Origin of the sequence: Sporolactobacillus shoreae, from assembly GCF_004684935.1 — a bacterium.
In the GTDB taxonomy this organism is placed as follows: domain Bacteria; phylum Bacillota; class Bacilli; order Bacillales; family Sporolactobacillaceae; genus Sporolactobacillus; species Sporolactobacillus shoreae.
Genome location: NZ_SRJD01000005.1, coordinates 160,873 through 183,983, shown reverse-complemented (window position 1 = coordinate 183,983; position 23,111 = coordinate 160,873). Strand labels below are relative to the sequence as shown.

General features: G+C 41.6%; 23 protein-coding genes and 1 riboswitch. Of the genes, 17 read left to right on the top strand and 6 right to left on the bottom strand.

Annotated elements, in window-relative coordinates; genetic code table 11:
• The first annotated feature begins 237 nt into the window (after window positions 1-237).
• A complete protein-coding gene (glmS, locus tag E4665_RS06690) occupies window positions 238-2,043 on the top strand; it encodes a glutamine--fructose-6-phosphate transaminase (isomerizing) (protein WP_135348023.1) in 1,806 nt (601 codons plus the stop codon).
• 183 nt (window positions 2,044-2,226) lie between these two features.
• Here the strand turns inward: glmS and E4665_RS06685 are convergent, their stop codons facing one another.
• Complete coding sequence (locus tag E4665_RS06685; protein WP_135348022.1) at window positions 2,227-2,688, bottom strand: GNAT family N-acetyltransferase; 462 nt, start codon at window positions 2,686-2,688, stop codon at window positions 2,227-2,229.
• A gap of 515 nt (window positions 2,689-3,203) precedes the next feature.
• On the opposite strand from E4665_RS06685, the gene E4665_RS06680 reads away from it, so the two are divergent.
• The 10 genes from E4665_RS06680 (at window position 3,204) to E4665_RS06635 (ending at window position 10,729) form a co-directional block, all read left to right on the top strand.
• Complete coding sequence (locus E4665_RS06680) at window positions 3,204-3,959, top strand: class I SAM-dependent methyltransferase (RefSeq protein WP_135348021.1); 756 nt, start codon at window positions 3,204-3,206, stop codon at window positions 3,957-3,959.
• 376 nt (window positions 3,960-4,335) lie between these two features.
• Complete coding sequence (locus tag E4665_RS06675) at window positions 4,336-4,857, top strand: cysteine hydrolase family protein (protein ID WP_135348020.1); 522 nt, start codon at window positions 4,336-4,338, stop codon at window positions 4,855-4,857.
• Between the two features lie 1,143 nt (window positions 4,858-6,000).
• Window positions 6,001-6,333: an ArsR/SmtB family transcription factor gene (locus E4665_RS06670; protein ID WP_135348019.1), complete on the top strand. Its 333-nt coding sequence runs from the start codon at window positions 6,001-6,003 to the stop codon at window positions 6,331-6,333.
• Window positions 6,334-6,362: 29 nt separating this feature from the next.
• A complete protein-coding gene (locus E4665_RS06665; protein WP_135348018.1) occupies window positions 6,363-6,878 on the top strand; it encodes an SRPBCC domain-containing protein in 516 nt (171 codons plus the stop codon).
• A 72-nt stretch (window positions 6,879-6,950) separates the two neighbouring features.
• Window positions 6,951-7,325: a VOC family protein gene (locus E4665_RS06660; RefSeq protein WP_135348017.1), complete on the top strand. Its 375-nt coding sequence runs from the start codon at window positions 6,951-6,953 to the stop codon at window positions 7,323-7,325.
• Window positions 7,326-7,580: 255 nt separating this feature from the next.
• Window positions 7,581-7,865, top strand: a complete 285-nt coding sequence (locus E4665_RS06655; RefSeq protein ID WP_135348016.1) for an NAD(P)-dependent oxidoreductase — start codon at window positions 7,581-7,583, stop codon at window positions 7,863-7,865.
• Window positions 7,866-7,896: 31 nt separating this feature from the next.
• On the top strand, window positions 7,897-8,796 hold the full coding sequence (locus E4665_RS06650; RefSeq protein ID WP_135348015.1) for a DMT family transporter: 900 nt from the start codon (window positions 7,897-7,899) through the stop codon (window positions 8,794-8,796).
• Window positions 8,797-8,830: 34 nt separating this feature from the next.
• Window positions 8,831-9,268, top strand: coding sequence for a LysR substrate-binding domain-containing protein (locus E4665_RS06645; RefSeq protein ID WP_167815136.1), 438 nt, complete (start codon window positions 8,831-8,833; stop codon window positions 9,266-9,268).
• A gap of 251 nt (window positions 9,269-9,519) precedes the next feature.
• Complete coding sequence (locus E4665_RS06640; protein ID WP_135348066.1) at window positions 9,520-9,867, top strand: PadR family transcriptional regulator; 348 nt, start codon at window positions 9,520-9,522, stop codon at window positions 9,865-9,867.
• Window positions 9,851-10,729, top strand: a complete 879-nt coding sequence (locus tag E4665_RS06635; RefSeq protein ID WP_135348013.1) for a DUF1129 domain-containing protein — start codon at window positions 9,851-9,853, stop codon at window positions 10,727-10,729. Before E4665_RS06640 ends, E4665_RS06635 begins: the two co-directional genes overlap by 17 nt.
• A gap of 208 nt (window positions 10,730-10,937) precedes the next feature.
• Here E4665_RS06635 and E4665_RS06630 read toward each other — a convergent pair whose 3' ends face one another.
• Entirely contained in the window at window positions 10,938-11,831 is an 894-nt protein-coding gene (locus tag E4665_RS06630) for a LysR family transcriptional regulator (RefSeq protein ID WP_135348012.1), read from the bottom strand.
• Between the two features lie 174 nt (window positions 11,832-12,005).
• Here E4665_RS06630 and E4665_RS06625 point away from each other — a divergent pair, with 174 nt between their 5' ends.
• Window positions 12,006-12,905 (top strand): DMT family transporter, encoded by a 900-nt coding sequence (locus E4665_RS06625; RefSeq protein WP_135348011.1) that lies wholly within the window; start codon window positions 12,006-12,008, stop codon window positions 12,903-12,905.
• A 218-nt stretch (window positions 12,906-13,123) separates the two neighbouring features.
• Here E4665_RS06625 and E4665_RS06620 read toward each other — a convergent pair whose 3' ends face one another.
• The 3 genes from E4665_RS06620 to E4665_RS06610 all read right to left on the bottom strand — a co-directional run bounded on the left by E4665_RS06620 (window position 13,124) and on the right by E4665_RS06610 (window position 15,791).
• Entirely contained in the window at window positions 13,124-13,627 is a 504-nt protein-coding gene (locus E4665_RS06620) for an NAD(+) diphosphatase (RefSeq protein ID WP_135348010.1), read from the bottom strand.
• A gap of 198 nt (window positions 13,628-13,825) precedes the next feature.
• On the bottom strand, window positions 13,826-14,746 hold the full coding sequence (locus E4665_RS06615; protein WP_135348009.1) for a DMT family transporter: 921 nt from the start codon (window positions 14,744-14,746) through the stop codon (window positions 13,826-13,828).
• A gap of 106 nt (window positions 14,747-14,852) precedes the next feature.
• Window positions 14,853-15,791: a DMT family transporter gene (locus tag E4665_RS06610; RefSeq protein WP_135348008.1), complete on the bottom strand. Its 939-nt coding sequence runs from the start codon at window positions 15,789-15,791 to the stop codon at window positions 14,853-14,855.
• 224 nt (window positions 15,792-16,015) lie between these two features.
• Here E4665_RS06610 and E4665_RS06605 point away from each other — a divergent pair, with 224 nt between their 5' ends.
• The gene (locus E4665_RS06605; protein WP_167815135.1) at window positions 16,016-16,927 is read left to right on the top strand and encodes a LysR family transcriptional regulator; all 912 of its coding nucleotides are present in this window, start codon (window positions 16,016-16,018) and stop codon (window positions 16,925-16,927) included.
• Between the two features lie 101 nt (window positions 16,928-17,028).
• Here E4665_RS06605 and E4665_RS06600 read toward each other — a convergent pair whose 3' ends face one another.
• Complete coding sequence (locus E4665_RS06600; RefSeq protein WP_135348006.1) at window positions 17,029-18,252, bottom strand: MFS transporter; 1,224 nt, start codon at window positions 18,250-18,252, stop codon at window positions 17,029-17,031.
• A gap of 108 nt (window positions 18,253-18,360) precedes the next feature.
• Here E4665_RS06600 and E4665_RS06595 point away from each other — a divergent pair, with 108 nt between their 5' ends.
• The 4 genes from E4665_RS06595 (at window position 18,361) to E4665_RS06580 (ending at window position 23,048) form a co-directional block, all read left to right on the top strand.
• Window positions 18,361-19,218, top strand: coding sequence for a LysR family transcriptional regulator (locus E4665_RS06595; RefSeq protein WP_135348005.1), 858 nt, complete (start codon window positions 18,361-18,363; stop codon window positions 19,216-19,218).
• Between the two features lie 88 nt (window positions 19,219-19,306).
• A complete protein-coding gene (locus E4665_RS06590) occupies window positions 19,307-19,708 on the top strand; it encodes a MerR family transcriptional regulator (protein WP_135348004.1) in 402 nt (133 codons plus the stop codon).
• A gap of 12 nt (window positions 19,709-19,720) precedes the next feature.
• Complete coding sequence (locus E4665_RS06585; RefSeq protein ID WP_135348003.1) at window positions 19,721-20,893, top strand: MDR family MFS transporter; 1,173 nt, start codon at window positions 19,721-19,723, stop codon at window positions 20,891-20,893.
• A 464-nt stretch (window positions 20,894-21,357) separates the two neighbouring features.
• A riboswitch (SAM riboswitch) is annotated at window positions 21,358-21,458 on the top strand.
• Between the two features lie 210 nt (window positions 21,459-21,668).
• Window positions 21,669-23,048 carry a M20/M25/M40 family metallo-hydrolase gene (locus E4665_RS06580; protein WP_135348002.1) on the top strand — a complete coding sequence of 460 codons (1,380 nt, stop codon included), beginning with the start codon at window positions 21,669-21,671 and terminating at the stop codon, window positions 23,046-23,048.
• The last annotated feature ends 63 nt before the right edge of the window (window positions 23,049-23,111 follow it).

Here is a 23,111-nt window from a genome sequence, read left to right as displayed (position 1 = left end):
AATATAAAGCGCCTGGACTATTCCGGCAGACGGAGAAACACAGGAATAGTTGACGAGGGAGAGGTTTATCGAAAGATTCGGCGGATGCCTCTCGGATTGCTTGCAGCCGTTAGTCCGAGCACAAAACAGGAGGGCAACTTTCTGTACAGAAGCCGGACAGCAGGCATAAACCAATTTGAACAAGTGGGGCAAGATTTCAACCCCCAAGGCTTTCTTGCCTCACGAGGAGGGAATCCTATGTGCGGTATTGTAGGCTATATTGGCGATAAGGATGCACGCGACATTTTGCTGAAGGGACTCAGCAATCTTGAATACCGGGGTTATGACTCGGCAGGCATTGCCTTGCTCAATAGCGATGGTGTCCATGTTTTTAAGGAAAAGGGTCGGATTGATGTTTTGCGGAAAATTGTTGATCCTGCCGTTCAATCAACACTCGGTATCGGTCATACGCGCTGGGCGACACACGGCGTGCCGAACAGACGCAATGCCCACCCGCATCAGAGCGCTTCCGGACGTTTTACGATCGTCCACAACGGGGTTATTGAAAACTTCAGCCAACTGAAAGCAGAGTATATTCCCGATGTGACATTGAAGAGTGACACGGATACGGAAGTCGTTGTTCAGGTGATTGAGCATTTTGTAGAAAATGGACTGGGTGTTGAAGAAGCGCTGCGGAAAACGCTGAAGTTCATCGACGGATCATACGCGATCGCGCTGCTTGATTCTGAAAACAGCGATATGCTGTATGTGGCTAAAAATAAAAGTCCGCTTCTGATCGGTACAGGCGATGGTTTCAACGTTGTAGCCAGTGACGCTACAGCTATGATTCAGCAGACGAAACAGTACGTTGAACTGATGGATGAGGAAATTGTCGAGCTGGCGAGAGACAGCTATACGATCAAGGATCTGGATGGAAACGTCAAAACACGTGAGCCTTATACAGTATCGTTTGATGCGCATGATACGGAAAAAGGCGCGTATCCGCACTACATGCTGAAAGAAATCGACGAACAGCCGGCTGTGATCCGCAGACTGATTCAGAAGTACAGCGGCGACAATGGAAAAATCACGGTGGACCCGGACGTCATTCAGGCTGTCACAGATTGCGACCGTCTGTATATTATTGCCTGCGGCACAAGCTATCACGCGGGACTTGTCGGAAAACATCTGATCGAGCATCTGGCCGGCATTCCGACTGAAGTGCATATTTCGAGTGAGTTCTCTTATAATATGCCACTTCTGTCAAAGAATCCCTTGTTCCTGTTCATCTCGCAGAGCGGAGAAACGGCGGACAGCCGGGCTGTGCTTGTGAAGGTAAAGAAAATGGGTTACCCGACGCTGACGCTGACTAATGTCGAAGGCTCAACGCTGTACCGTGAAGCAGATTACAAAATGCTGCTCTACGCGGGACCGGAGATCGCTGTTGCCTCAACGAAGGCCTATACGGCCCAAATGGCCGTCCTTTCGTTCATCGCGGTGGCAACCGCCGGAAGAAAAGGGCTTGCTCTTGATTTCGACCCCGTCCACGAGCTGAGCATCGCCGCTCAGGCGATGGAGCAGATGGTCGATGATAAAGCACAGCTGAAGGAAATCGCCCGCGACTTTCTGTCAATCACGCGCAACGCTTTCTACATCGGCCGCGGCCTCGACTACTATGTCTGCATGGAAGCCGCTCTGAAGCTGAAGGAAATTTCCTATATTCAGGCGGAAGGGTTTGCCGGTGGCGAACTTAAGCACGGCACGATCGCGTTGATCGAAAACGGCACACCGGTTCTCGCTTTTGCCACACAAGAGAACGTTAATAACAGCATCCGCAATAATGTCGAAGAAGTCCTTGCCCGTGGCGCCCACACCTGCATCATCAGCATGGAAGGTGTCACGGAGCAGCCGGGCGACCAAATCGTGCTCCCGAAAGTGCACAAAACCTATACACCACTTGTTTGCGCCATTCCTCTGCAGCTGATCGCTTACTACGCGGCCCTGCAGAACGAATGCGATGTTGATAAACCAAGAAACCTTGCCAAGTCGGTAACGGTGGAATAATAGTAAAAGCAGACGAATGTATCATTGTTCGTCTGCTTTTTTCTATTGTCGTGTGGAAATAAAATTCTTTACTTGCAAAAAAAGTTGTTTACTGGACAAAAAAGTCCTTTACTGAGGATAGGTGATGTTGCGCAGTATCGTCGTACAGTGCAACAAGAAAAAGTAAAATCAGCATTAAGACGATCAAAAATATTTAGGGTAACTGTTCTGTTCAAAATTAAAATTGTCAGGATAATACATCAATACTGTATCATGGTATGGCTGATTTTCTTCTGCAACAGATTTAAATCCAATTCTTTCATATATTTTAGGCTCAACATCACTATACAAGCAAAAAACTGTTCCTTTTGGAAACAAATCAATTATCTTTTTCAGTAATATAGTCGCGTTTCCCTGTTTTCTAACGTCAACTGCTGTAGCAACGGAGCCGATACCAATTAGACTGTTGTTAAGATGATAGATGATAAGAGAACTCAATAATTTTCCTTCTTCTTCCAATATAAACCATGTTCCCGTTGGATATTTTGGAGACTGATGGCACAATTTAATATAATCATCTTTTGAAAGTCCTTTTCCCCAAGAATCATATCCCATCATATAAACGGCATTAAGTTCGTCTATGTCGGCTTTTCTTATTGATTTCAAATCATTTATCTCCTATTGCTCAATATTCGGCAGCTGCGCAGTAGTTCATTTCTTTAATTATAGGGCAGTGAAGGATTTTTTTGTTATTAAATCTGTGGGTGAATCATGGAATGGCTGCATAAATGAACAGTTGTTAAGGATAAATAAAGTTGAAACTGGAATTTTCAGCAAAAAACATCAGCCAAAAGGTCGATGTGTGGTTTGACAGGCATTAAAAATCATTGGGACAAACGAATACTTATTAGCGAAAAGTTATGGGACATGTTAGCCAACGATGTTAATTAACCCAATTTGATATGATAGAAAAAGCGTTTCTTGAAGAAGATACAGCCGTTAACAGGCAAACCTTGGTTGCCTTATAAGTAAAGACCCAGGTTTAGTAAAGTTTTTGCAACTAAAGGGTGCGTTTTGTATCAAGAAGGGCTGATTGCAGATTCAGATGGATATATTCGATACATAGACAATCCTTTTCTACTGAAAAAACCTAAAATACAAATGGAGGAGTATGGTAGGTAATGGGCATAAAACAATCATTTTCAAACAGGGTTAAGGATTATGTGAAGTATCGTCCAACATATCCTAGTGATGCAATTGATTATTTATATGATATTGTCAAACTTGATGAGAATTCGACCGTGGCTGATATTGGGTCAGGAACAGGAATATTCTCAAAATTATTAGTTGAAAGAGGTACTAAAGTTATTGGAGTAGAACCCAATCAGGAAATGCGAGAAGCTTCTGTGCAAATACTTGGACATGAAACGAACTTTCGTGCTGTGGCAGGTTCAGCAGAATCAACATGTTTACGTGACAATTCCGTAGATTTTATAGTTTGTGCACAATCGTTCCATTGGTTCGATCGTACTGTTACAAAAATGGAATTTAAACGAATTCTTAAAGAACGTGGTAAGGTTATTTTAGTTTGGAATACACGTCAAATAAAAGGAACCCCTTTTTTAGAAGGGATAGAACATTTATTGCTTCACTATGGTATTGATTATTCCGAAGTGAATCATAAAAACATTTCGGAAGATGAATTGCAATTATTCTTTAAAGAAAACACTATGGAAAAGTCCGTTTTTAAAATACAACAATTATTTGATTTTGAAGGTCTACGTGGAAGAATCATGTCTTCCTCCTATACGCCTATGCCTGAACATCCTAACTACGAACCTATGATGGATGAATTAAAAAAGTTATTTAATCGATATGAGAAAAACGGTAAAGTACCTTATATATATGAAACGGAGTTATATTGGGGAGAGATTTAATATTCACTTAGAGAGCGTGAATTGAAGAATTGATATGCCAACTGTTGGCACTTTGTTCCCACTACATTGACGACTTCTTATTTTCGAAACGGGTTCCTTTAAGTTAACGCAAGATGTGGGCTTATGAGGTATTTTTGATCAAACTTTATTCTAAAACTACAATCATTGTTCGTCTGCTTTTATCTATTGTCGCATGGAAATAAAGTGCTTTACTTGCAAAAAAAGTTGTTTACTGGACAAAAAAGTCCTTTACCGAGGACAGGTGATGTTGCGCAGTATCGTTGAACTGTGGTATTTTACTTTTTTCTTGCCAAGAATTAGATTATCCTGTACCTTTGAAGGGAACGTGCGTTCTTTTATAGGAGGAATAATCAAAATGCAAAAGACAGCATTATTAATTATCGATGTACAAAATGGTATGTTTTACGATGAAAATCCAGTATATAACGGAACAAATCTAATAAGTAATTTAAAAATGTTAATTCAGAAAGCTCGTACTGCTCATGTACCGATCTTTTTTATCCAACACAACGCCCCTGTTGGAAAACCATTAGAATATGGAACAGAAGGGTGGGAGATATATCCGGAGCTTACTCCAACTGATTCTGATATTTTCATCCAAAAAGCAACTCCGGACTCATTCTTAAACACTGATTTAGATGAAGAACTAAAGAAAAGAAACATTAACCATTTGATTCTGACTGGAATACAAACTGAAGTATGTGTTGATACGACTTGTAGAAGAGCATTTAGTATGGGTTATGGTGTCACGCTAGTTAAAGATACACATAGTACGTGGGATACAAAAGATTTAACTGCACAACAAATCATTAATCACCACAACCAAGTCTTACGCTGGTTTGCTGATACAAAAAATTCTAGTGAAATAGAGTTTTAAGAAAGTACCTTATTAAGGCCAATATCTTGGGAGTGGTGTAGGTGCCGGTATGTCCTTTGTGCTTATACTCAGTGGGGTACTATTCGGCGTGATTTGTCCACTTATCATGTTCTTATTCCCAGAGGTTAGGAATGCGGATAAGAAAAGCAACGAAGTGACAAAAGGGAGCAGCAGGACGGAATGCAGTTAAAAAGCCGTGGGCACGATAACATTGCAAGCAACTACGTTAAAATTTTCGATTGGGTTTTTGGGTATTGGTTGCTTATTGCACAATAGGTTATTGCTCCAATTATTGATCAGTAAAGAACTTTTTTGTCACGATGTCTGTGGGCGATCAAAGGAATTGCAGCTTGAGTAAACAACCATTTTTTTAAATGGCCACTTATTTAACCGGAAGAATGCTGTTTTGTGCTTTTGTGAGTAAACAACTTTATTTGTATTTATCAGCATCATTGTTCGTCTGCTATTACTATTATCGTGTTGAATGACAATAAAGATGTTTAACTACAAATAAAGTTGTTTCATTTTGCTGCTGTTGTTCAAGACATGATGCACTCAAAAAATGGTTGGGACGATATTCTGATCGTTTTCGCTTATGAGATGTGAGTGGTAAACTAAGGAACCCGCTTGTTCTGTCCAAAAACAGAAAAATCATGATCATGAATGGGCATATTTGTTCTGAATATTTAGCTTTACTGATACTTTTCTCATTCTTATTGATAAAAACTCGGTGTTCATCGATAGGTGATAGATTTTTATTGATGGCATCCGCGTTTTTATTGATAATGACTCCAAGCTCGTTGATATGGCTCTCTGAATGTACAGAATTGTAGGCTCAGCAGATCCACTTTCCTGGTTAAATCCCTCCCTGATGCCTAAATAAGTACTGTTGGTATTTTTTGATGCGTATTATCTGTCAACTCAGCAACAGACTTTTTCTTACAGCTAATTATAGAATGGAAAAAACATTTTTGTCATGAAATCTGTAGGCGTATAGATCCACTGAGTTGACGACATTTCGTTTTTTAATATTCCTTGACAGGAATATTCCTCTTCGCGTATAATATAAACACCGGGATGATACTACTAGTGATGATGTAACTGACAGTTTACTGGCGACCATCACTTGACGAGGTGAGTGACATGCCAGACGTAAACGTGTCGACACTGAGCGCTTTGTCTGAACCCAATCGTCTGAATATCGTCGAACTCTTGCGCCGCGGCCCCCTGACCGTGGGGGAAATCACCGAACAGCTGGGATTGAAGCAGCCCCAAACGTCGAAGCATCTAAAAGTGCTTAGCGACAGCGGGATTGTCGAAGTGAAGGCCGAAGCGAACCGCCGAATCTATAGGCTCCGGCCCGAGCCATTCCAGGCGTTGGATTCATGGATACGGTCCTTCCAGCGCGTAATGCAGGAAAGATTCGACAATCTGGATGATTATTTGAAGGAACTACAAGATAAGGAAAAGCCGTAAAATTTTCTCATGATCAAGGAGGAACGACAATGTCAAACCATGCCATGGTATCGAGAGTAGAGAACGAGCGGATACTTGTACTGGAGCGCGTTTTTGACGCACCACGCGATCTATTATTCAAGATGTTTAAAGAGCCGGAACATCTGAAACATTGGTGGGGACCGAAAGGCTGGGAGATTCCGGTCTGCACCATTGATTTCCATCCGGGAGGTGCGTGGCACTACTGTATGAAGTGTGTCGATCAGAATCAAGGCCAATTTTATGGAATGGAATCGTGGGGTAAAGGGGTTTATAAGGAGATTATCGAGCCTGAGAAGATCGTCTATACCGATTACTTTTCAGATGCTGAAGGTCATGTGAATGATGCCATGCCATCGAGTGAGATCACACTGGAATTCATCGATTTGGGTGAAAAGACGAAGCTGATCAACCACGCTGAATATGTGTCCGCAGAGGCACTTAAGACGGTCATGGACATGGGCATGCTGCAGGGTATTACCGAAACATGGAGCCGTTTGGACGAACTTGTCGAATCCCTGAACTAATTTGTAACACTGCGTCAGTAGGGGTAGAAGCATTAAATTTATTCATTACTTCTATAAGGGAGTGTAAAATCAATGATTAGTAAAATCGGTCAAATCATGTTGTACGTTAATAATCAGGACGAAGCAAGGGATTTTTGGACAGAAAAATTGGGTTTTGAGGTCATTTCTGAAGAAAACAATGAGCAGATGAGGTGGATAGAAGTTGCTCCCAAGGGTGCAGCAACGAGCATTGTTCTTCATAATAAGGAGGTCATTGCTAAAATGAATCCTGAAATGAATCTAGGAACACCGTCTATCATGTTTTTTACGGAAAATCTCGATCAATTATATCGTGATTTGACAAACAAAAATGTCACAGTTGGAGAAATTGTAGAACTTCCCTCCGGAAGAGTCTTTAACTTTGCAGATGATGAAGAAAATTACTTTGCAGTAATGGAAAAAGCATAAATTTGATCCATTTTAGATGCGCGATGCCTGAAGAAGGGTATCGCTTTTTTTAGTGCACCTGGCATGGCGACTGTTAGTCAAAGGCAAGGGGTCTTGCCGAAACAGAATAGATTAGAGCGTCCGACAAGTAGGATCAATTTCCCACAAATGCAATCGGAGCATACGCGCAAATGGCAGGGTTTGGATGAATCATTTAAAAACTTCTTGGCGTCTTAAAGAGACAATGGGTATCGTTAATGAAAAGCGTTTGAAGTCATGAAAAATTCAGCTTATCTGATCAATAAGGGAAGAGGGCAGTTGATCGATAGTGACGGATTATATCAGGTGCTGGTTACGAAGAAGATCACCGTCGCTGCTCTGGATGTTTTTGAATCTGGGGGACGGCATGAACTTGATGATTCCTTCCCACTAAAAAGTGTTCAACTTGGCGGTTGTTTTCCGTTAGAGGTGCTTGCTTTCCGCGGGCGATCCGTGAGTCTCGCACCTCCCGCTCCAAACGACGGAGTGGCAAAAAACAACATTATTTATAAAAAATATTAATAACGATCGAAAAATCCGGGAGGTAAGTGTTTTGAGAAGATCAACGGCTGTCGTTTTTCTTATTTTTGCTAACCTTTTTTGGGCAGGTAACTATATTTGCGGTAAGTATGTAATCGGTGCAATGCAACCTATTCAGATCAATTTTTTACGTTGGCTGATCGCAGCGATTATTCTTTTCCCACTCGCACAACTCATTGAAAAGCCGGATTGGAAATCCATTTGGAAGGAGTGGAAAATCTTACTTCTTCTTTCCGTTCTGGGTATCATTGGCTACAATATTTTATTATATGAAGCCCTTTACTTTACGACATCTCTGAATGCAGCGTTAATCAATTCGGTCAATCCGGCCATGATTGCGATTTTTGCAGCCTGGTTATTAAAAGAAAAATTAAGTAAAGTCAATGCTTTAGGATTGCTTGTTTCATTGGTCGGTGTGCTGCTGGTTCTTACCCATGGAGATTTTTTGCGCGTTTTTGCGATTAATTACAATGCCGGGGATTTGTTCATGCTTATAGTAATTATTTCATGGACTTTTTATACGCTGCTCAGCAAGAGGATCAAAGATTTACCACCAATTGGAGCAACTGCTGTTACGGTTGCCTTCAGTTTGCTGCTGATGCTACCATTTTTCATTCACTCAAATTTTAATTGGTCCTTTACCCCCGCAACAACCTATGGAATTCTTTATCTGGCCATTTTCCCTTCTGTGGGTTCGCTGTTATTCTGGAATATTGGCGTCCCGGTGGTGGGGGCAAGCCATACAGGCATCTTTATGAATTTGATTACGGTATTTACGGCAATCCTCAGTGTCTTATTAGGAATTAGGATTGACCTTTTTCAAATTATCGGTGGTCTCGTTGTCATTTTTGGCGTTTATTTAACCAATAAAAAATCGGTTAAACGGCCTGTTCGTCGTGAGCTGAACTCATAAACGAAATTGGTGGCTGAGTGATCATTTCTTACGTTTGTCTGACGATAGTGATGTCGAATGCCGATTTGAATCATATTTAGTTGGTTTGCCCATTCATCATAACTTAGTTTCAAAAACAAGAATTTTTGTGAGCGATCTTGGCAATGAGCCTTTTGTGGCGCCCCTTAGAGAAGTAGGCTCTTTTTATTATGATTCAATGGTTAAGGTCTGCATGGATGCGGGTTTTAGCCCAAAAAACATTCAAACAGCCAAAGACATGCAGACGGTATTAGCACTTGTTTCCTCTGGATTAGGTATTGCATTAATCAATGAATCAGCAAAATATATACGGAATGATATTGTGTACAAGCCATTATTTGGGACACTTCAACAGGCTTATCAAATGTCTTTTGCTTGGAAAAAGGGAAATAATTCACCAATTGTTAACAACTTTTTAAAAGTCGTTAAGCAACTCGATCCAACATTGAATTGATCTGATAAAAAGATTATATGGAAAATTAAAAAATCTGATGACGATGGTTAGTCATCCAATCATGTGGAGAAAAGAGTCGCGCAGTTTGACCCTACTAAGCAACATCTCCTGTTCTCAGTAACGGGTTTTTTGTCCAGTAAAAACATCTTGTTGAAGCATACACTATTATGCTTTACATAATAGGCAAATATCGATATAATAACATCTATACTAGTATGTTATACAAATTAGCTAAGGATCTGGTGAGCAACGTGAAAGCGACCCAGCTGCTGAAAGGTGTTCTGGAAGGTTGTGTTCTGCTCGTCGTTTTGGAAGACGAGGTATACGGATATGAACTGGTTCAGAAGTTAAAAACTTATGGCTTTACGGAGATTGTTGCCGGAACCGTCTACCCGCTGCTGCAGAAACTGGAGAAGCAGGGCTATCTGAACAGTATGATGAGACATTCGCCGGACGGTCCGGACAGGAAATATTATCGGATCACGCCGCAGGGAAGGATCCATTGTGCGGAATTTATCGACCAATGGGCCCGTCTGACAACGAATGTTGATCATCTGATCACGCGTAATGGAGGGTACATCGATGAAGAAAAAGAATGATGAAGTGAAAGAGATGATTGAGCAGAACAATCGGCTCCGCTGTGAGCTGAATGAGGAAAATAAGGCGTATTATGAGCAGTTGCTCCTGTACATCCGGACAGCAGGCATCTTTTATGATGATTATGAAGTGGAAACTTTGCTGATGCAGATTCTTCAGGATCTTCGCTCGGCTCAAAATGAAGGCCAAAGTGCTGCCGTATTTTTTGGAAAAAGTCCTCAGAAGGCAGCCAATGAGATGATCGGAAATCTTGGGAAAGCCAGTAAAATTGAAATTCTGAAGCTGTCCGGCCTGATTTTCGCCATCAGCTCGTTTTTTGAGTTGCTTAACGTTTTTACGAGTCCGGGAAAGGGGATCAACTTTATTGTCCTTATACTGAATGGGCTGTTGAGTTATCTGGTTGTTATTCTCATCTTTTCTGTCCTTCATAGAACGATCTATGCGAAAATTTTCAAGAGAAAAGCAGTTAGTTATTTACTGCTCTGGCTCGTCTGCTGTGCCGTGCTGGGTCTGTTTGTCCTGATAACGGTTTTCTCGCCGGATTGGCTGACCGTCTACGTGCCTGATACTGCGGCGATCACCATCATCTCCATATTTTTAATCGCTGTGATAGTGATGCTGTTCCGCCGCAAGAAAGAGGAACGAAAAACCTGGTGGGGATTCATTCCATGGATCTGCATTATGGGGATCATCGGCATTTCGCTGCGTCTTCCTGTGACGAAAGAATGGATGGCGGCCAGTCAGGGGAAGATCATAGCCGCAGTATCCATAGGGGTCGGATGGATTCTTTTCTGGATTATTTCTTACTTTTCGATGAGGGAAAAGAGGCGTAAAGGACAGACATTCTTCAGTAATAAACCGTAAGCTAAACGAATGGACTGATTTTGACTTAATACTGAAACGGATTTTCAAGGAATAAAGAAGAAGATCCGCAATTTCAGATCTTCTTCCTTATTTGAATTAGCGTGACGAATGGTTAGTTAGCTTAATCAACTATTGTAATTGATAATGATGAACTTTGTTTTAGCCTATTTGATAATTCTGAGATTGATATAAAGCACTCTCTGAATTGTCAGGCCTTTTTCCAGACCTCTGCCTCTTCTTCTACCATTTTGATGAACGCTTGAGTAGCGGGGGACAACCACTTATTTTTATGATAAATCATCTGCGTCTTAATCCTATCTTCCTTGGTCAGAATGCAGGTCAACTCATGATTCATCCATTCCTTTTTGACTGTAACTAATGGCAAAAAGGAAGCACCCAATCCGCAGATGATACACTGTTTTAAAGCCTCAATACTCCAAAATTCAAGCGTATTATTTGGAGTATAGGCATGGGTGTTCAATATTTTTTCAAAAAAATAACGATAGGCACATCCACGTTCGGTATATAAAATCACTTCATCAGCAGGAAGAAAATCTTTCGAGGATTTTCCTGCTCTTTTTGCCTGCTGATTTGAGAGGACGAGAGCCATTTTTTCAGTAACCAGAGGTATGGTGCATAATTCTTCATTAGTGATCAACTTGTCCATGAGAAAAGCAAGATCCAATTGCCCTCGTTTCAGTTCTTCGTACATATCTTCAGCTGTTAACGGTTTAAGAATAATCTGCACTCGAGGAAACTGGGCTTTATAAGTGCGGATGACTGAAGGAAGTCGATAAGTTGTCAATGATTCAGATGCACCAATCACAAGTGTTCCGGTCATTTCCTTTTTGTTTGCAGGTAACTGGATTGCCTTTTCCATCAATACGATGATTTCATTAGCATAGGGCAGCAGTTGTTTCCCGATTTCCGTAAGAACCATTTGTTTTCCAATCCGATCAAACAGCGGTTTTCCCAACTCTTCCTCGATTGCCTGAATATGTCCAGTTACTGTGGATTGAGCATAGCCAAGTTTAGTTGCAGCCTTCATGAATCCTCCATCATTGACAATGGCCTGAAACGTTTTGAGTTGTCTGATTTCCATTGGAAAACTCCTCTTATGCTTGTTTATTTCTATTTAACATCGTTTATTCCGATATATCAATTCATAAACATCTATTTTACTGATAATTAGTTCCTGCCTATAATTGAGTCATAAAAGAAAAGGTTGTATGGACAATCGCTTGGAAATATCCGCTTCACGAAAGGGGTTTAATCAGTGGATAAAATTGCTTTTATTCAGCTAAGTCTGGCCATGATCATTGTCGGTACCATCGGATTTTTCTCGCGACTGTCTGGACTGCCGTCAATGGAACTTGTTTTTATCCGCTGCGTCAGCGCAGCACTTTTTTTAGCTGCCTATTGGTTTTTCAGCGGACGTTATAAAAAAGAGAAATGGGGAAAGAGAGAGGTACCGATCATTGTCCTTGGCGGGGTTCTGCTCGTATTGAACTGGATCCTGTTTTTTGCTTCATTTGAGCATACAGCGATTACGATTGTCATTTCAATTTACAATCTTGCACCGATTATCGTCCTTGTGATTAGCTGGATTTTTCTAAAGGCACCGATCCAAGGGCTCGGTCTGTTATCTGTTATACTAGCCTTTATTGGTTCTCTTTTTACTTCAGGGCTTACGCTGGAAACGATGCACAGAGGTCAATCCTTCATTGGACCACTGGATGCTGCTGTTGCTGCTTTTTTTTATGCCTTTGTTATTCTGACGGGCAAAAAAATCAGACGAGCCAGTCCATATGCGGTAACCCTGATACAAACTTTGACGGGGGTCGTAATGTTATTTCCATTTGTTGATTATTCACTTTACACGCAGCTAACTTTATCCGAATGGTTTTATAGTATAGTTACAGGAGTTGTTCATACGGGGATCGTTTATTTGCTTTTTTACGGGGGCATACGCCGGCTCAAAGTGACAACCGTTTCTGCCCTTACTTATTTGGATCCGCTCGTTGCGATCCTGATTGATATATTGATAAGTGGCTTTATTCCCAGCCGTCTTCAAATTTTTGGGATCGTAGTTATTTTTGTTGCGCTTTCTTACACTCTATTCAACCATCAATCCAAACAGGCTGCGAAAACGGCTCGACCACATAGTAAATATTAATAATCTATATTGGCGTATTTTATAGAGAGAGCTGAGGTATGGTGAAGTTTCCCCTGAGAAAATGGATTTATTAAAGGGTGCCAGCGGAGAAAATTCGTCCATTTTAATGACGAGATGAATCTGCTTCTTGGGCAACCCCATATGATACCAAACGAGCTAATGTTGGACAATCTCAAAATACTCTACCCAACGAATACATTATAAATTTCAGAAGTATTTTAATGGATTTCTCGAATAAAATTTCGATAGACTGCCAATGCAGCGTTACCTGGGCTATCTGGAAACATATACTGTGGTGCATCTTTTGCAAGAACCCACTTGGCGGAGGCTAATTCGTCAGATATTTTGAAGTCTTGTTTAACAGTCGTACCAATGAATCCATGCATTAGTGCCTCATTTTTGGCAAACCAATATGTTCCTGAATATCGAAGACTAGTTAAAGAGATTCCCAGTTCTTCTTGTACTTCACGGTGAGCTGCAACTTCAGCAGTCTCACCCGGCTTCATGTAACCAGAGATTAATGACTCATATTTTTGCGAAAGATACGGCATTTTTACTAAAGCAATTTCGTTTAGTTCATTTGTGACGAGGACAATCACGCAATCGGAAAATGTTGGGAACCAAAATTTGTCACATTGGGGACAAAATGGGGTTGGTCCATCGTCACCTGCAAGCTTACCAAGTAATTTTTCACCACACACAGGGCAATAATTATAGATCATCGAATATAGCACTCCTCATAATTCAAAGTTAAGTTCTGAATCTTAGATTTTTACCTAGAACAATTTGATTGTAGCATCCCGCGCAGACATCATCTATCTTTTCGGGGTTGAATGATTCAATATAATAGTAGCACCAACCAATTCTACAGAGGTGATATGCGTGGCTGTTCAACTTATGGTCTAAAAAAGCAGAACTGCTCATGGTTTGTTGAACAGCTCTGCTTTTTTCAAAGATACTTTTCTGTGGAAAAGCGGGGTTCCCGAACTTAATGCGATGCCGAAAATAATAATTAAGCCACCAATTATTTGAGACGGGAGAAGTTTTGCACCCAGTATGGCGCTGATGATCGCTGTGAAGATACAGATTAGATTCATCGACAGTCCGGCGACTCCGGGACCTAACATTCGCGTTGCCATATTCCACATCACAAAGGAAAGAAACGACGGGAAGATACCAATAAAAACTATTCCAATCACTGCCGACAAATTGAGATTTGATAGTTTTATCGGATACAATGGCAGGAACGGAAGCGTTACAATAAACCCTATAAATGAAGTGATGGTGATTAGTGTAATTGGGGGCACGTTTTTTGCCGCCCGTCCGACAATGGAATAGATCGCCCACATAAAAATAACAATCAGCATGAGGGCATCCCCTTTATTGTAATGCGTCTGGAAGACCAGCAGCGGCTGTCCTTTAGTAATGACAAGTAATACACCTGCGAAAGATAGAACTAATCCAATTATTTGTCCGATCTTCATTCGGGCGTGCAGCAATATTGCCGAGAATAAGATAATCAGACCTGGATTAAGGGCGTTGATCAGTGAAGCGTTGAGTGATGTTGTGTATCTTAAAGCCGTATAGGTGATCCAATTGTAAAGAGCGGTTCCAATAACAGACATAAAAAGAAGGATTTGATAATTTTCTTTAAATAGTTTCCACCATTTTGGATGTTCCAGAAAGTGGGCAAGTGGCAATAAAAAAAGGAAAGCGATCAGCCATCTGGCAAATATCATCCAAACTGTTGGAAATTGCGCGGTAACAATTTTCCCGACGATCATATTACCGGCCCAAAACAAATTACAGAAGAGCAAAAGCAGCCAGGCTTTTATTTTCATTGATTTTATCCTCCTTCAATCTTGTGACCTTGTACTAATACTTTACCAATTATATTCATCAAACTTTCTTACACGTGAGTTGATAAAAGATGACACATTTTTCTATTTATACGAGTTTAATTAAAATGACACCTACTAACATGATAACCAGCCCGATGAGCTTAGTTTTAGATATTCGTTTTTGCTGAGCTTCCAACCAGCCGAACTTTTCAATGAGTAAACTTCCAGCAATTTGTCCGAAGAGTACGATCGAAACGGTTAGACCTGTTCCGATTTTTGGTGATAAAAAGGCATTACCTAAAATGAACAGGGAACCGAATAATCCACTTGTCCAAATCCACCAGGGTTGACCAGAAGTTAACCCTTGATAGATACCTAAAGATCGATCTTTTACAAGAGTAAGTATCAATAATGTGAGCGTTCCAATAACAAAAGAAATGAAGGTAGACTGTATCGGTGAATGAATCACTTCCCCCAAATGACCGTTTATAGCGGTCTGTGTCGCGTTGCACATGCCAAGTAAAACGCCGATAATTTGCCATGGCAAAAGCATACCTGATTTAACATTGTCGGTTGATTTACTTTTCTGCTTTTCCAGTTGTTGATCTACTAATACTGCGAGAATAATACCTCCAAGAATCAGCAAAGAGCCAACACCACGTATCCAGTCAAAACGATGTTGTGCTAAGCCAAACCATCCAAAATCGTCAATGAGCATGCTCATAATAATTTGACCGAGCACCGGCATAATGACCGTCTGTACGCTGCCTAAACGAGGAAATAAAATAATATTTCCGGTCACATAAATAACACCTAAAAATCCACCGATCCACAACCACCATGGCTGTTCACTAATAATGATTGGATCGATTAATAGCGAATGACCGGACAAAATGAGAATAAGTCCTAAAAAAATGGCTGCAATGAAAAAGGTGGCAAATGCTGCACGAAGCGGTGATTTAAGTGCTTTTCGGAGCTTAACACTGATGGCTGTTTGTATCGGCAAAATAATCCCGGTCGCCATACCAATAATAACTTCAAACATAATGAATGATCCCCTTCTTTAGATATTGAATCAAAAATCTTGCTTAAAATAGATGGCCTCCAACGATAATTTCATTAATTGATCCTCCTGCGATCTTGTGACCTAAGTATAGATAGGCTATAATAATAGATCAATACTATTTATTCTATAGAAATGATAGATATATACTATGAACAAACTTTTGGACAATGATCCATACACTTTTTTTGTTGGGAGAGATTTACTTGGAGATCCGGCATCTTAAATATTTTGTATCGGTTTACCAGACGCTTCACTTTTCAAGAGCTGCAGAAAAGTTGGGGATCTCACAGCCCACTTTGAGCCAGCAGATTCGGATTTTAGAGGATGAGATTGGGTCACGTTTATTTGACCGTGTCGGCAAAAAGATATATCCGACACAGGCTGGAGAACTTCTTTACCAAACTTCTTCTCGCATTTTCAATGAACTGTCCGGATTTGAATCCAAGCTGAAAAAGCTTCAAGGAAGTTCAGAAGGCACCCTGCGGCTTGGTTTTTCATGCAACGAGTTAATCACGCGTGTTTTGATTCAATACAATCACTTACATCCGGGCATTGTGATTCAGGCAAATATAAAATCAACGAAAGAGACAATAGAGGACATTGAGGAGAATAAAAAAGAGATAGGGGTTGTCCGTTCCTCATATCATTTACCTGATCTGACCTCCATTCCGCTTTACACCGAACATTTTTCATTAATTGCCACCAAAGACATTTTAAAGGATCTGCAAAAGAAAAAAGTCCTGTCGATTTGTGATCTTGTTAAACTACCTTTAGCATTATATCCGTCAAACTTTCTTGTCCGTGAAATGATAAATGATGAAGCTGAGAAACAAGGTTTTACGATTGATCCTAAATTTGAATTCTCGACGATGAATTCTTTAATCAAATTCGCTGAAAGCGGAGTGGCAGCGACCATTTTGCCTGAGCCATTTGTCCGCGAAATAAACAGTGATTGCGTGACGTGCCTTCCATTTGCCACGGAAGAACTCTCTCAATTGGTGCAGATCGTTTATTTGAAAGGGCGGCAATTATCGAAAGCGGCAGAACTGTTCGTTGATCTTTTGAAGGAGCAATATCGCGAGAAGGCAGAAAGCGAAATGGTCTTTAATCACTGATTGTCTTTTACTGCCCAAACATAAAAAACAGCCCATCTGAGTGACCAAGGTCGCCTTTTTATTACGCGTTTTCGTCAACTTTTCAGCAAAGATGAAGGCGACTATTGGCTTTTCCACATTCCTACTCCTGCCAGAAAAACGAGTGCTGCAAGACTCAGCCATGCCCACGAATATCCAACTGTGTCCACGATCCATCCGAACAGCGGGGGTGCTGCGATAATCATTGCTTGATTAAGTGTCAAGGCAAAACTTACCGTGACGGCAACCGAATCTTTTTCCGCCTTCTCGGCTACTTCCACAATAAAAAGACTATACCATCCCATCCCCAAAAAACCGAGTAACCCGCTAATCAAAAAAAGGATCCACACCGGATAAGTCAACGGTTTGAGTGCAAACAAACAGATCAATAAAAAAGTTGATACAATAGAAATCAAAAACGGTCTACGACGGTTGCCATGGAAAAGGTAATCGCTGATCCATGCAAGCAGAACCCTTCCCGCCATGCCGCAAAATAGCGCAACAGAATATACGAATCCGGCAAACACAGGAGTGAGCGCCTCGTTGTGAACAAGGAAGATAGTGAGATGACCAATCATAACCATTTGTAAGGAGATCATGCATATTCCTGCGAAAAAGATCGGATAGAGCGACTTATCTTTAAGGATGGCTCCGATCTGCATATGAAACGTTTTTCCATACCCATGTATAGAAACTCTATGAGAAGTTGGTGGTTCTTTGTAGAAAATCAGGAATAAGATCCCTGCTCCCGCGCATAATCCTGAAATGACAAAAACAGCAGAGGGCCATCCATACATGACCGAAATCGGGGGGATAATTAATCCTCCTAATCCACCGCCAATAGGAATCCCTGCCTGCCGTATCCCCATTGCCAGCCCGCGAATTTCACGGGGGAACCACTTGATTACAGCTTTGCTTCCTCCGGGTTGTGCCGTACTGTAAAACATTCCTGCTACAAGTAAAGTGAAGAGTAGGGCTGGAAAACTGGGCACTTTCGCTACCGCCAAGAATGAGAGCCCGAGCAATATGGATCCCCAGCCGATAATCTGCCGCTCCTGCCAACGATCCAGCATTCGGCCAATAAGCAGCATGCAAACGAGTGGCCCAATGCTCATCGCCGATATGATTGTCCCGGTCTGCATTTGAGTCAGATGATACTCCTGCTTCCAGAAATATGCCAGAGGGCCGACCCCATAGTTGACCATTGTCGCACTTGCCTGCGTCCCTGTCGCAAGTAGCAGCACGATCCATTTATAACCTCCAGTTTTTCCCTCAAGAACCAGATTCTCCGATTCCGGCTGAGTCATGACGCTACACCTCCCGTTTTCATTTTAAAAGCCAGAAGATATCGTGTAAAATGATGATGTTTAATATTTGATATCATTTATTTTGATGTTAATAATGGAGGTATCCCAATGGAGATCAAAGACCTCATTCTTTTTAAAGCTGTTGCAGGAGAAGGCTCTATTTCCCGGACCGCTCAAAAACTTAACTATGTCCAATCAACTGTTACCATGAGAATTAAACAACTGGAGCATGAACTTCGCGCTCCTTTATTTATCCGCAATGGCAAAGGTGTTGAAATGACCGAAAATGGAAAAGCACTCCTCCCTTATGCCGAACAGATGATTCAGCTTATGGAACAAACCGTGAATACTCTTCGCAGCCGCTCGATACAACCATCCGGAACGCTTAAAATCGGCGCTACAGAATCGACCGCTGCCGTTCGGTTGCCCCAATTACTTGCCGGCTACTGCAATAATTTTCCAGAAGTGGACCTTATTCTAGAAACTCATACTTCAACTGAGCTTATCCGCCTTGTCGCAGAGCGAAAGCTAGAAGGTGCCTTTGTTGCCGGTATTGTCCATCATCCTGAACTAAATGCACAGCTGTTCCGTAATGAAGAACTGATCCTGATTAGCAAACATTCACTTTCCTCATTTAGGGATATCGGTGCATCTAATTTAATCGTTTTCAGTCATGGCTGTTCTTACAGAAGCAACCTGGAAAAGTGGCTTCATGAAGAAGCTATTTTTCCACAACGCATTCTTGAATTTGGATCGATAGAGGCAATCATTGGCTGTGTTAAAGCAGGGATGGGTATTGCGGTCATGATGAAGGCAATTGTCGATGACCCCGAACTGGTACAGATTCCGCTGCCTGAAAAATACGCAAGTGTCCCCACGCAATTCATTACACGAAAGGACAGTTACATCTCTCCCGCCCTTCAGGAATTTTTATTAGTGACACAAAAAGACACATACAACACTTGAGAAGATTGCCATTAAAAAAATCAGACGTTATTGCTCTTGACTTAGAGGTAACTCTAATTTTTATACTACGGAAAAGGGGACAGGAAAGATGAATAAAATCAGTGACGTTTCGGAGCTGACGGGGATATCCGCCTATACACTTCGCTATTATGAAGAAATCGGTTTGATTCCAAAGGTGGAAAAGAATGGTTCGGGGGCGAGAAGCTACAGCGACGAAGACATTGCATTTATCGAATTTATCAAGGATTTAAAGAAGATGGGGCTCTCGCTGGACGAGATCATTCATTTTGGAAAAGAAGGATGCATCAGTGAGATAAGAAGATTAACCAATGATGCGGAACTTAGAAGTGTCTTAGAGAAGCGTCTGAAGGTCTTGGAAGATCATTTGCGGAAACTCGATGAACAAAGAAAAGCCATTGAAAATCACAGGAAGAAGATCATCGACCGAATGAACGTCTACAAGGGAATTATAAACACACAGCACCTATGAGGAAGGGTCGGCTTGAAAAACTCAAAGTTAAAATGGTTAGTCACCGGATCAATTTTAAATAATGCGGGTGTGAGTTTTATCTGGCCGCTGAATACGATCTACATGCACGATCATCTGGGAAAATCACTAAGTGCGGCCGGGTTTGTTTTATTATTAAATTCAATCACAACGTTGGTTGGTAATTTCGCAGGCGGACGCCTGTTTGACCGGATCGGAGGCTATAAGACGATCCTGATCGGTCTCTTAACCTCCATCGTTTCACTGATTGGCTTGGTCATGTACCATGGCTGGCCTGCTTACGCGGTACTTTTAGTCGTACTCGGCTTAGGAACGGGCATCGTCGTCATATCCATTAATTCGTTTGCCGCCAGTATGTCCGGCTATGAACACCGTTATGTTTTTAATTCAATTTATCTGGGACTTAACGTCGGGGTGGCTGTCGGCACGTCGATTGCCGGGTTCATCGCTGATATCAATATTACGCTTATATTTACTGCTAACCTGCTGTTATACATCGCCTTTTTAGCTATTGTTTTATTTTTTTACAAAGATCTGGCGGTTGTGCATCATCCGGATCATCCTGAAGAAACAAAGAGAATAAAGACGGGCCGCAGAAGTCAGAAACAGTTCATCAACGTCCTTGTCATTTGTGCTCTTTATCTCGTTATATGGATCGGTTATGTACAGTGGCAGAGCAACGTTTCAGCCCGCTTACCAGAATTACATATTTCAATGAAGCAGTATAGTTTCTTGTGGACCATCAATGCCGTGCTGATTGTTATTGGGCAGCCGCTTATCTCGCAGATTATTAAGAAAGCGGCACGGACTTATAAAGTACAAATTAATATCGGTGTTATTTCATTTATTTTGTCTTTCGTTGTTCTCATGTTCAGCGTGCAGTATGCGGGATTCTTAGTGGCGATTGTTTTACTGACCTTTGGTGAAATGTTCGCGTTTCCGGCGATACCGGCCATGATCAGTACGATTGCGCCAACCGGGCAGAAGGGAGCCTGTCAAAGTTTTGTGAATATGTCATCCACCATCGGAAGAGCGATCGGACCAGTAATAGGCGGAATTATTGTGGAACGATCCTCTTATACTTACCTCTATATAGTGATCATCATTCTAATGGGCCTGTCGATTCTCATATTTCACTATCTGTTAAAGCACATGAGCAGTTATTAATAAAGAATTGTCACTAGATTCGTGGGGTGATTCGTTTACGGTGCTGTCCCTACTACTTATTATCTTAAGGACTGGATAGACTGACTGGATTTATAAAAACATAAGTTCCGGGGAGGCAGTCTGCTACTACTTTAAAAGTTTTTTGGTGAAAAGAAAAGAATGACAAGTTCTGTGATAAAAACCGGATCAACAGGGACTACCCATTGCTTTCAGCATACTTCTTTCCTTTAGCATTACTTTAGCGCCGCCAATTATCAGTATCCCCTCAGAAAAACAGGCAGGCTATTTTGATCAAACGTTTGAATGACTAATTATAAAAGATGATGAGTCAGTTGAAAAATTCCTGTAGCTACTCGACTGAAAGTTCGAAGTTTAAATATTTAATACCCATTTAGTTGGTATGTATTGACAAGGCTTATTAATCAATTTATGATGATGGTACACAACTTAATAGGATGTAACATTTCTTATCCAGAGTGGCGGAGGGACTGGCCCAATGAAACCCGACAACCAGCACAATGTGTATGGTGTCAATTCCAGCAGAGATCATCTGTAAAGATAAGAAAACAAATGTACAAGTCAGAAGCACATGTCGTTTTCTTATTATAGAAAGCGGCATTTTTATTTTTCATTTTTTTGTTTCAAGAGAGGCGATTACCAGAAATTGTTGAAGACTATCAGGCTCTTGAAGTTCATCTCTTAGGAGAAGATGATTGCACCGTTACCTGAGTTGGTCAGGATGATTCACTAATTTAGTTAAAAAAGGGTGATGTAAATGAGTAAAAGAGACGAAATTATCGAACGGTATAAAAAATACTTGGCTGATTATGTGAAATTACCTTCAGTGTCTGCTCAGAACAGGGCAACTCAAGAAACAGCAGATTTTCTGCAAAAATTATTTACAGAGGCCGGGGGACATGCAGAAGTATTCAGCGATTATGAGCATCCGCTGGTTTATGCTGATTTTCAGCCTAAAGATGCGAAAAAAAATAAAACAACGATAGTGTTCTATAACCACTATGATGTGCAACCACCTGAACCGCTGGAGGAATGGCATTCGGAACCGTTTACCCTGACCGAGACGGACGGCAAACTGGTGGGACGCGGGGTGGCTGACTGCAAGGGCGAACTGATTGTCCGGCTGACGGCACTGAGTATTTATAAGCAGGAGCATGGTGACTTTCCTTTTCGGGTTAAATTTTTTGTCGAGGGTGCCGAGGAAATCGCCAGTCAGAATCTCGAGGACTATCTAAAGAAATATGCCGATCTTTTTCAGACGGATCTTGTTGTCTGGGAAGGCGGCTCAAAGACGTCGCAGGGGAAATTGGAAATAACCGGTGGCAATAAGGGTATCAGTTGCTTTGATCTGGTGGCCCGGACGAGCAAAGATGATATCCATTCATCATCGGCGGCTTACATCGAAGGTCCAGGATGGCGACTTACCCAGGCACTGGCTGCTTTACGTGATATTGAAAGCGGGCGGATTCTCGTCGACGGATTTTATGATGATGTAGAAGAGCCGTCGCCGCGTGCCAGGGAACTGATAAATAAGATGTACCTGGATAAGGATGCGGTAAGAACACTGCATGACCTCAATCGGCCGTTCCTATTCGACAATATTAAGGAAGCTTATGCTTTTGAACCGACGATTAATATTGCCGGATTGACCAGCGGCTATGAAGGCGAAAGTGTCAAGACGGTGCTGCCACATACAGCACGGGCGAAAATCGACGTCCGGTTGGTTCCGCATCAGGATCCGATTGATATTCAACAGAAAGTCCGGAAGTATCTGGATAAGCGCGGATTCAGCGACGTAAAGCTGGAGTACCTGATGGGTGAAAAGGGCTACCGTTCTGATTTAGATACACCGATTGTCAGGAACGTGCTGAACATCGCTGCGGAAATTTATGGTGGAACGGACAATCTTCAGCTGTTGCCGACAAGTTCTGGGACTGGTCCGATGTACCTCTTCAATCACTATCTTCATGCACCGTTGATGTCTTTCGGAATCGGTGATCCCGGTTCCGGTGCGCACTCACCAAACGAAAATGTTCATCTGAGCAATTACTATCAGGGCATTCACTTTGTGACGGCTATCTTCGAGAAACTGGCACAGGATTTAAATTCATCCAGTAAATCGAATGCGGTTCACTGAATGTCGGCTGGCAGACAACTTTTATCATGGGTTTAGAACATTGATTTATCGTCCCCGGGCGGG

Bases quoted from the DNA above. Each gene is read 5' to 3' on its own strand.
- E4665_RS06590 (WP_135348004.1), top strand. From the start codon at position 19,307: ATGAATAAAATCAGTGACGTTTCGGAGCTGACGGGGATATCCGCCTAT.
- E4665_RS06660 (WP_135348017.1), top strand. From the start codon at position 6,951: ATGATTAGTAAAATCGGTCAAATCATGTTGTACGTTAATAATCAGGAC.
- E4665_RS06630 (WP_135348012.1), bottom strand. From the start codon at position 11,831: ATGGAAATCAGACAACTCAAAACGTTTCAGGCCATTGTCAATGATGGA.
- E4665_RS06615 (WP_135348009.1), bottom strand. From the start codon at position 14,746: ATGAAAATAAAAGCCTGGCTGCTTTTGCTCTTCTGTAATTTGTTTTGG.
- E4665_RS06670 (WP_135348019.1), top strand. From the start codon at position 6,001: ATGCCAGACGTAAACGTGTCGACACTGAGCGCTTTGTCTGAACCCAAT.
- E4665_RS06635 (WP_135348013.1), top strand. From the start codon at position 9,851: ATGAAGAAAAAGAATGATGAAGTGAAAGAGATGATTGAGCAGAACAAT.
- E4665_RS06600 (WP_135348006.1), bottom strand. From the start codon at position 18,252: ATGACTCAGCCGGAATCGGAGAATCTGGTTCTTGAGGGAAAAACTGGA.
- E4665_RS06610 (WP_135348008.1), bottom strand. From the start codon at position 15,791: ATGTTTGAAGTTATTATTGGTATGGCGACCGGGATTATTTTGCCGATA.
- E4665_RS06665 (WP_135348018.1), top strand. From the start codon at position 6,363: ATGTCAAACCATGCCATGGTATCGAGAGTAGAGAACGAGCGGATACTT.
- E4665_RS06580 (WP_135348002.1), top strand. From the start codon at position 21,669: ATGAGTAAAAGAGACGAAATTATCGAACGGTATAAAAAATACTTGGCT.
- E4665_RS06680 (WP_135348021.1), top strand. From the start codon at position 3,204: ATGGGCATAAAACAATCATTTTCAAACAGGGTTAAGGATTATGTGAAG.
- E4665_RS06620 (WP_135348010.1), bottom strand. From the start codon at position 13,627: ATGATCTATAATTATTGCCCTGTGTGTGGTGAAAAATTACTTGGTAAG.
- E4665_RS06595 (WP_135348005.1), top strand. From the start codon at position 18,361: ATGGAGATCAAAGACCTCATTCTTTTTAAAGCTGTTGCAGGAGAAGGC.
- glmS (WP_135348023.1), top strand. From the start codon at position 238: ATGTGCGGTATTGTAGGCTATATTGGCGATAAGGATGCACGCGACATT.
- E4665_RS06655 (WP_135348016.1), top strand. From the start codon at position 7,581: ATGAAAAATTCAGCTTATCTGATCAATAAGGGAAGAGGGCAGTTGATC.
- E4665_RS06675 (WP_135348020.1), top strand. From the start codon at position 4,336: ATGCAAAAGACAGCATTATTAATTATCGATGTACAAAATGGTATGTTT.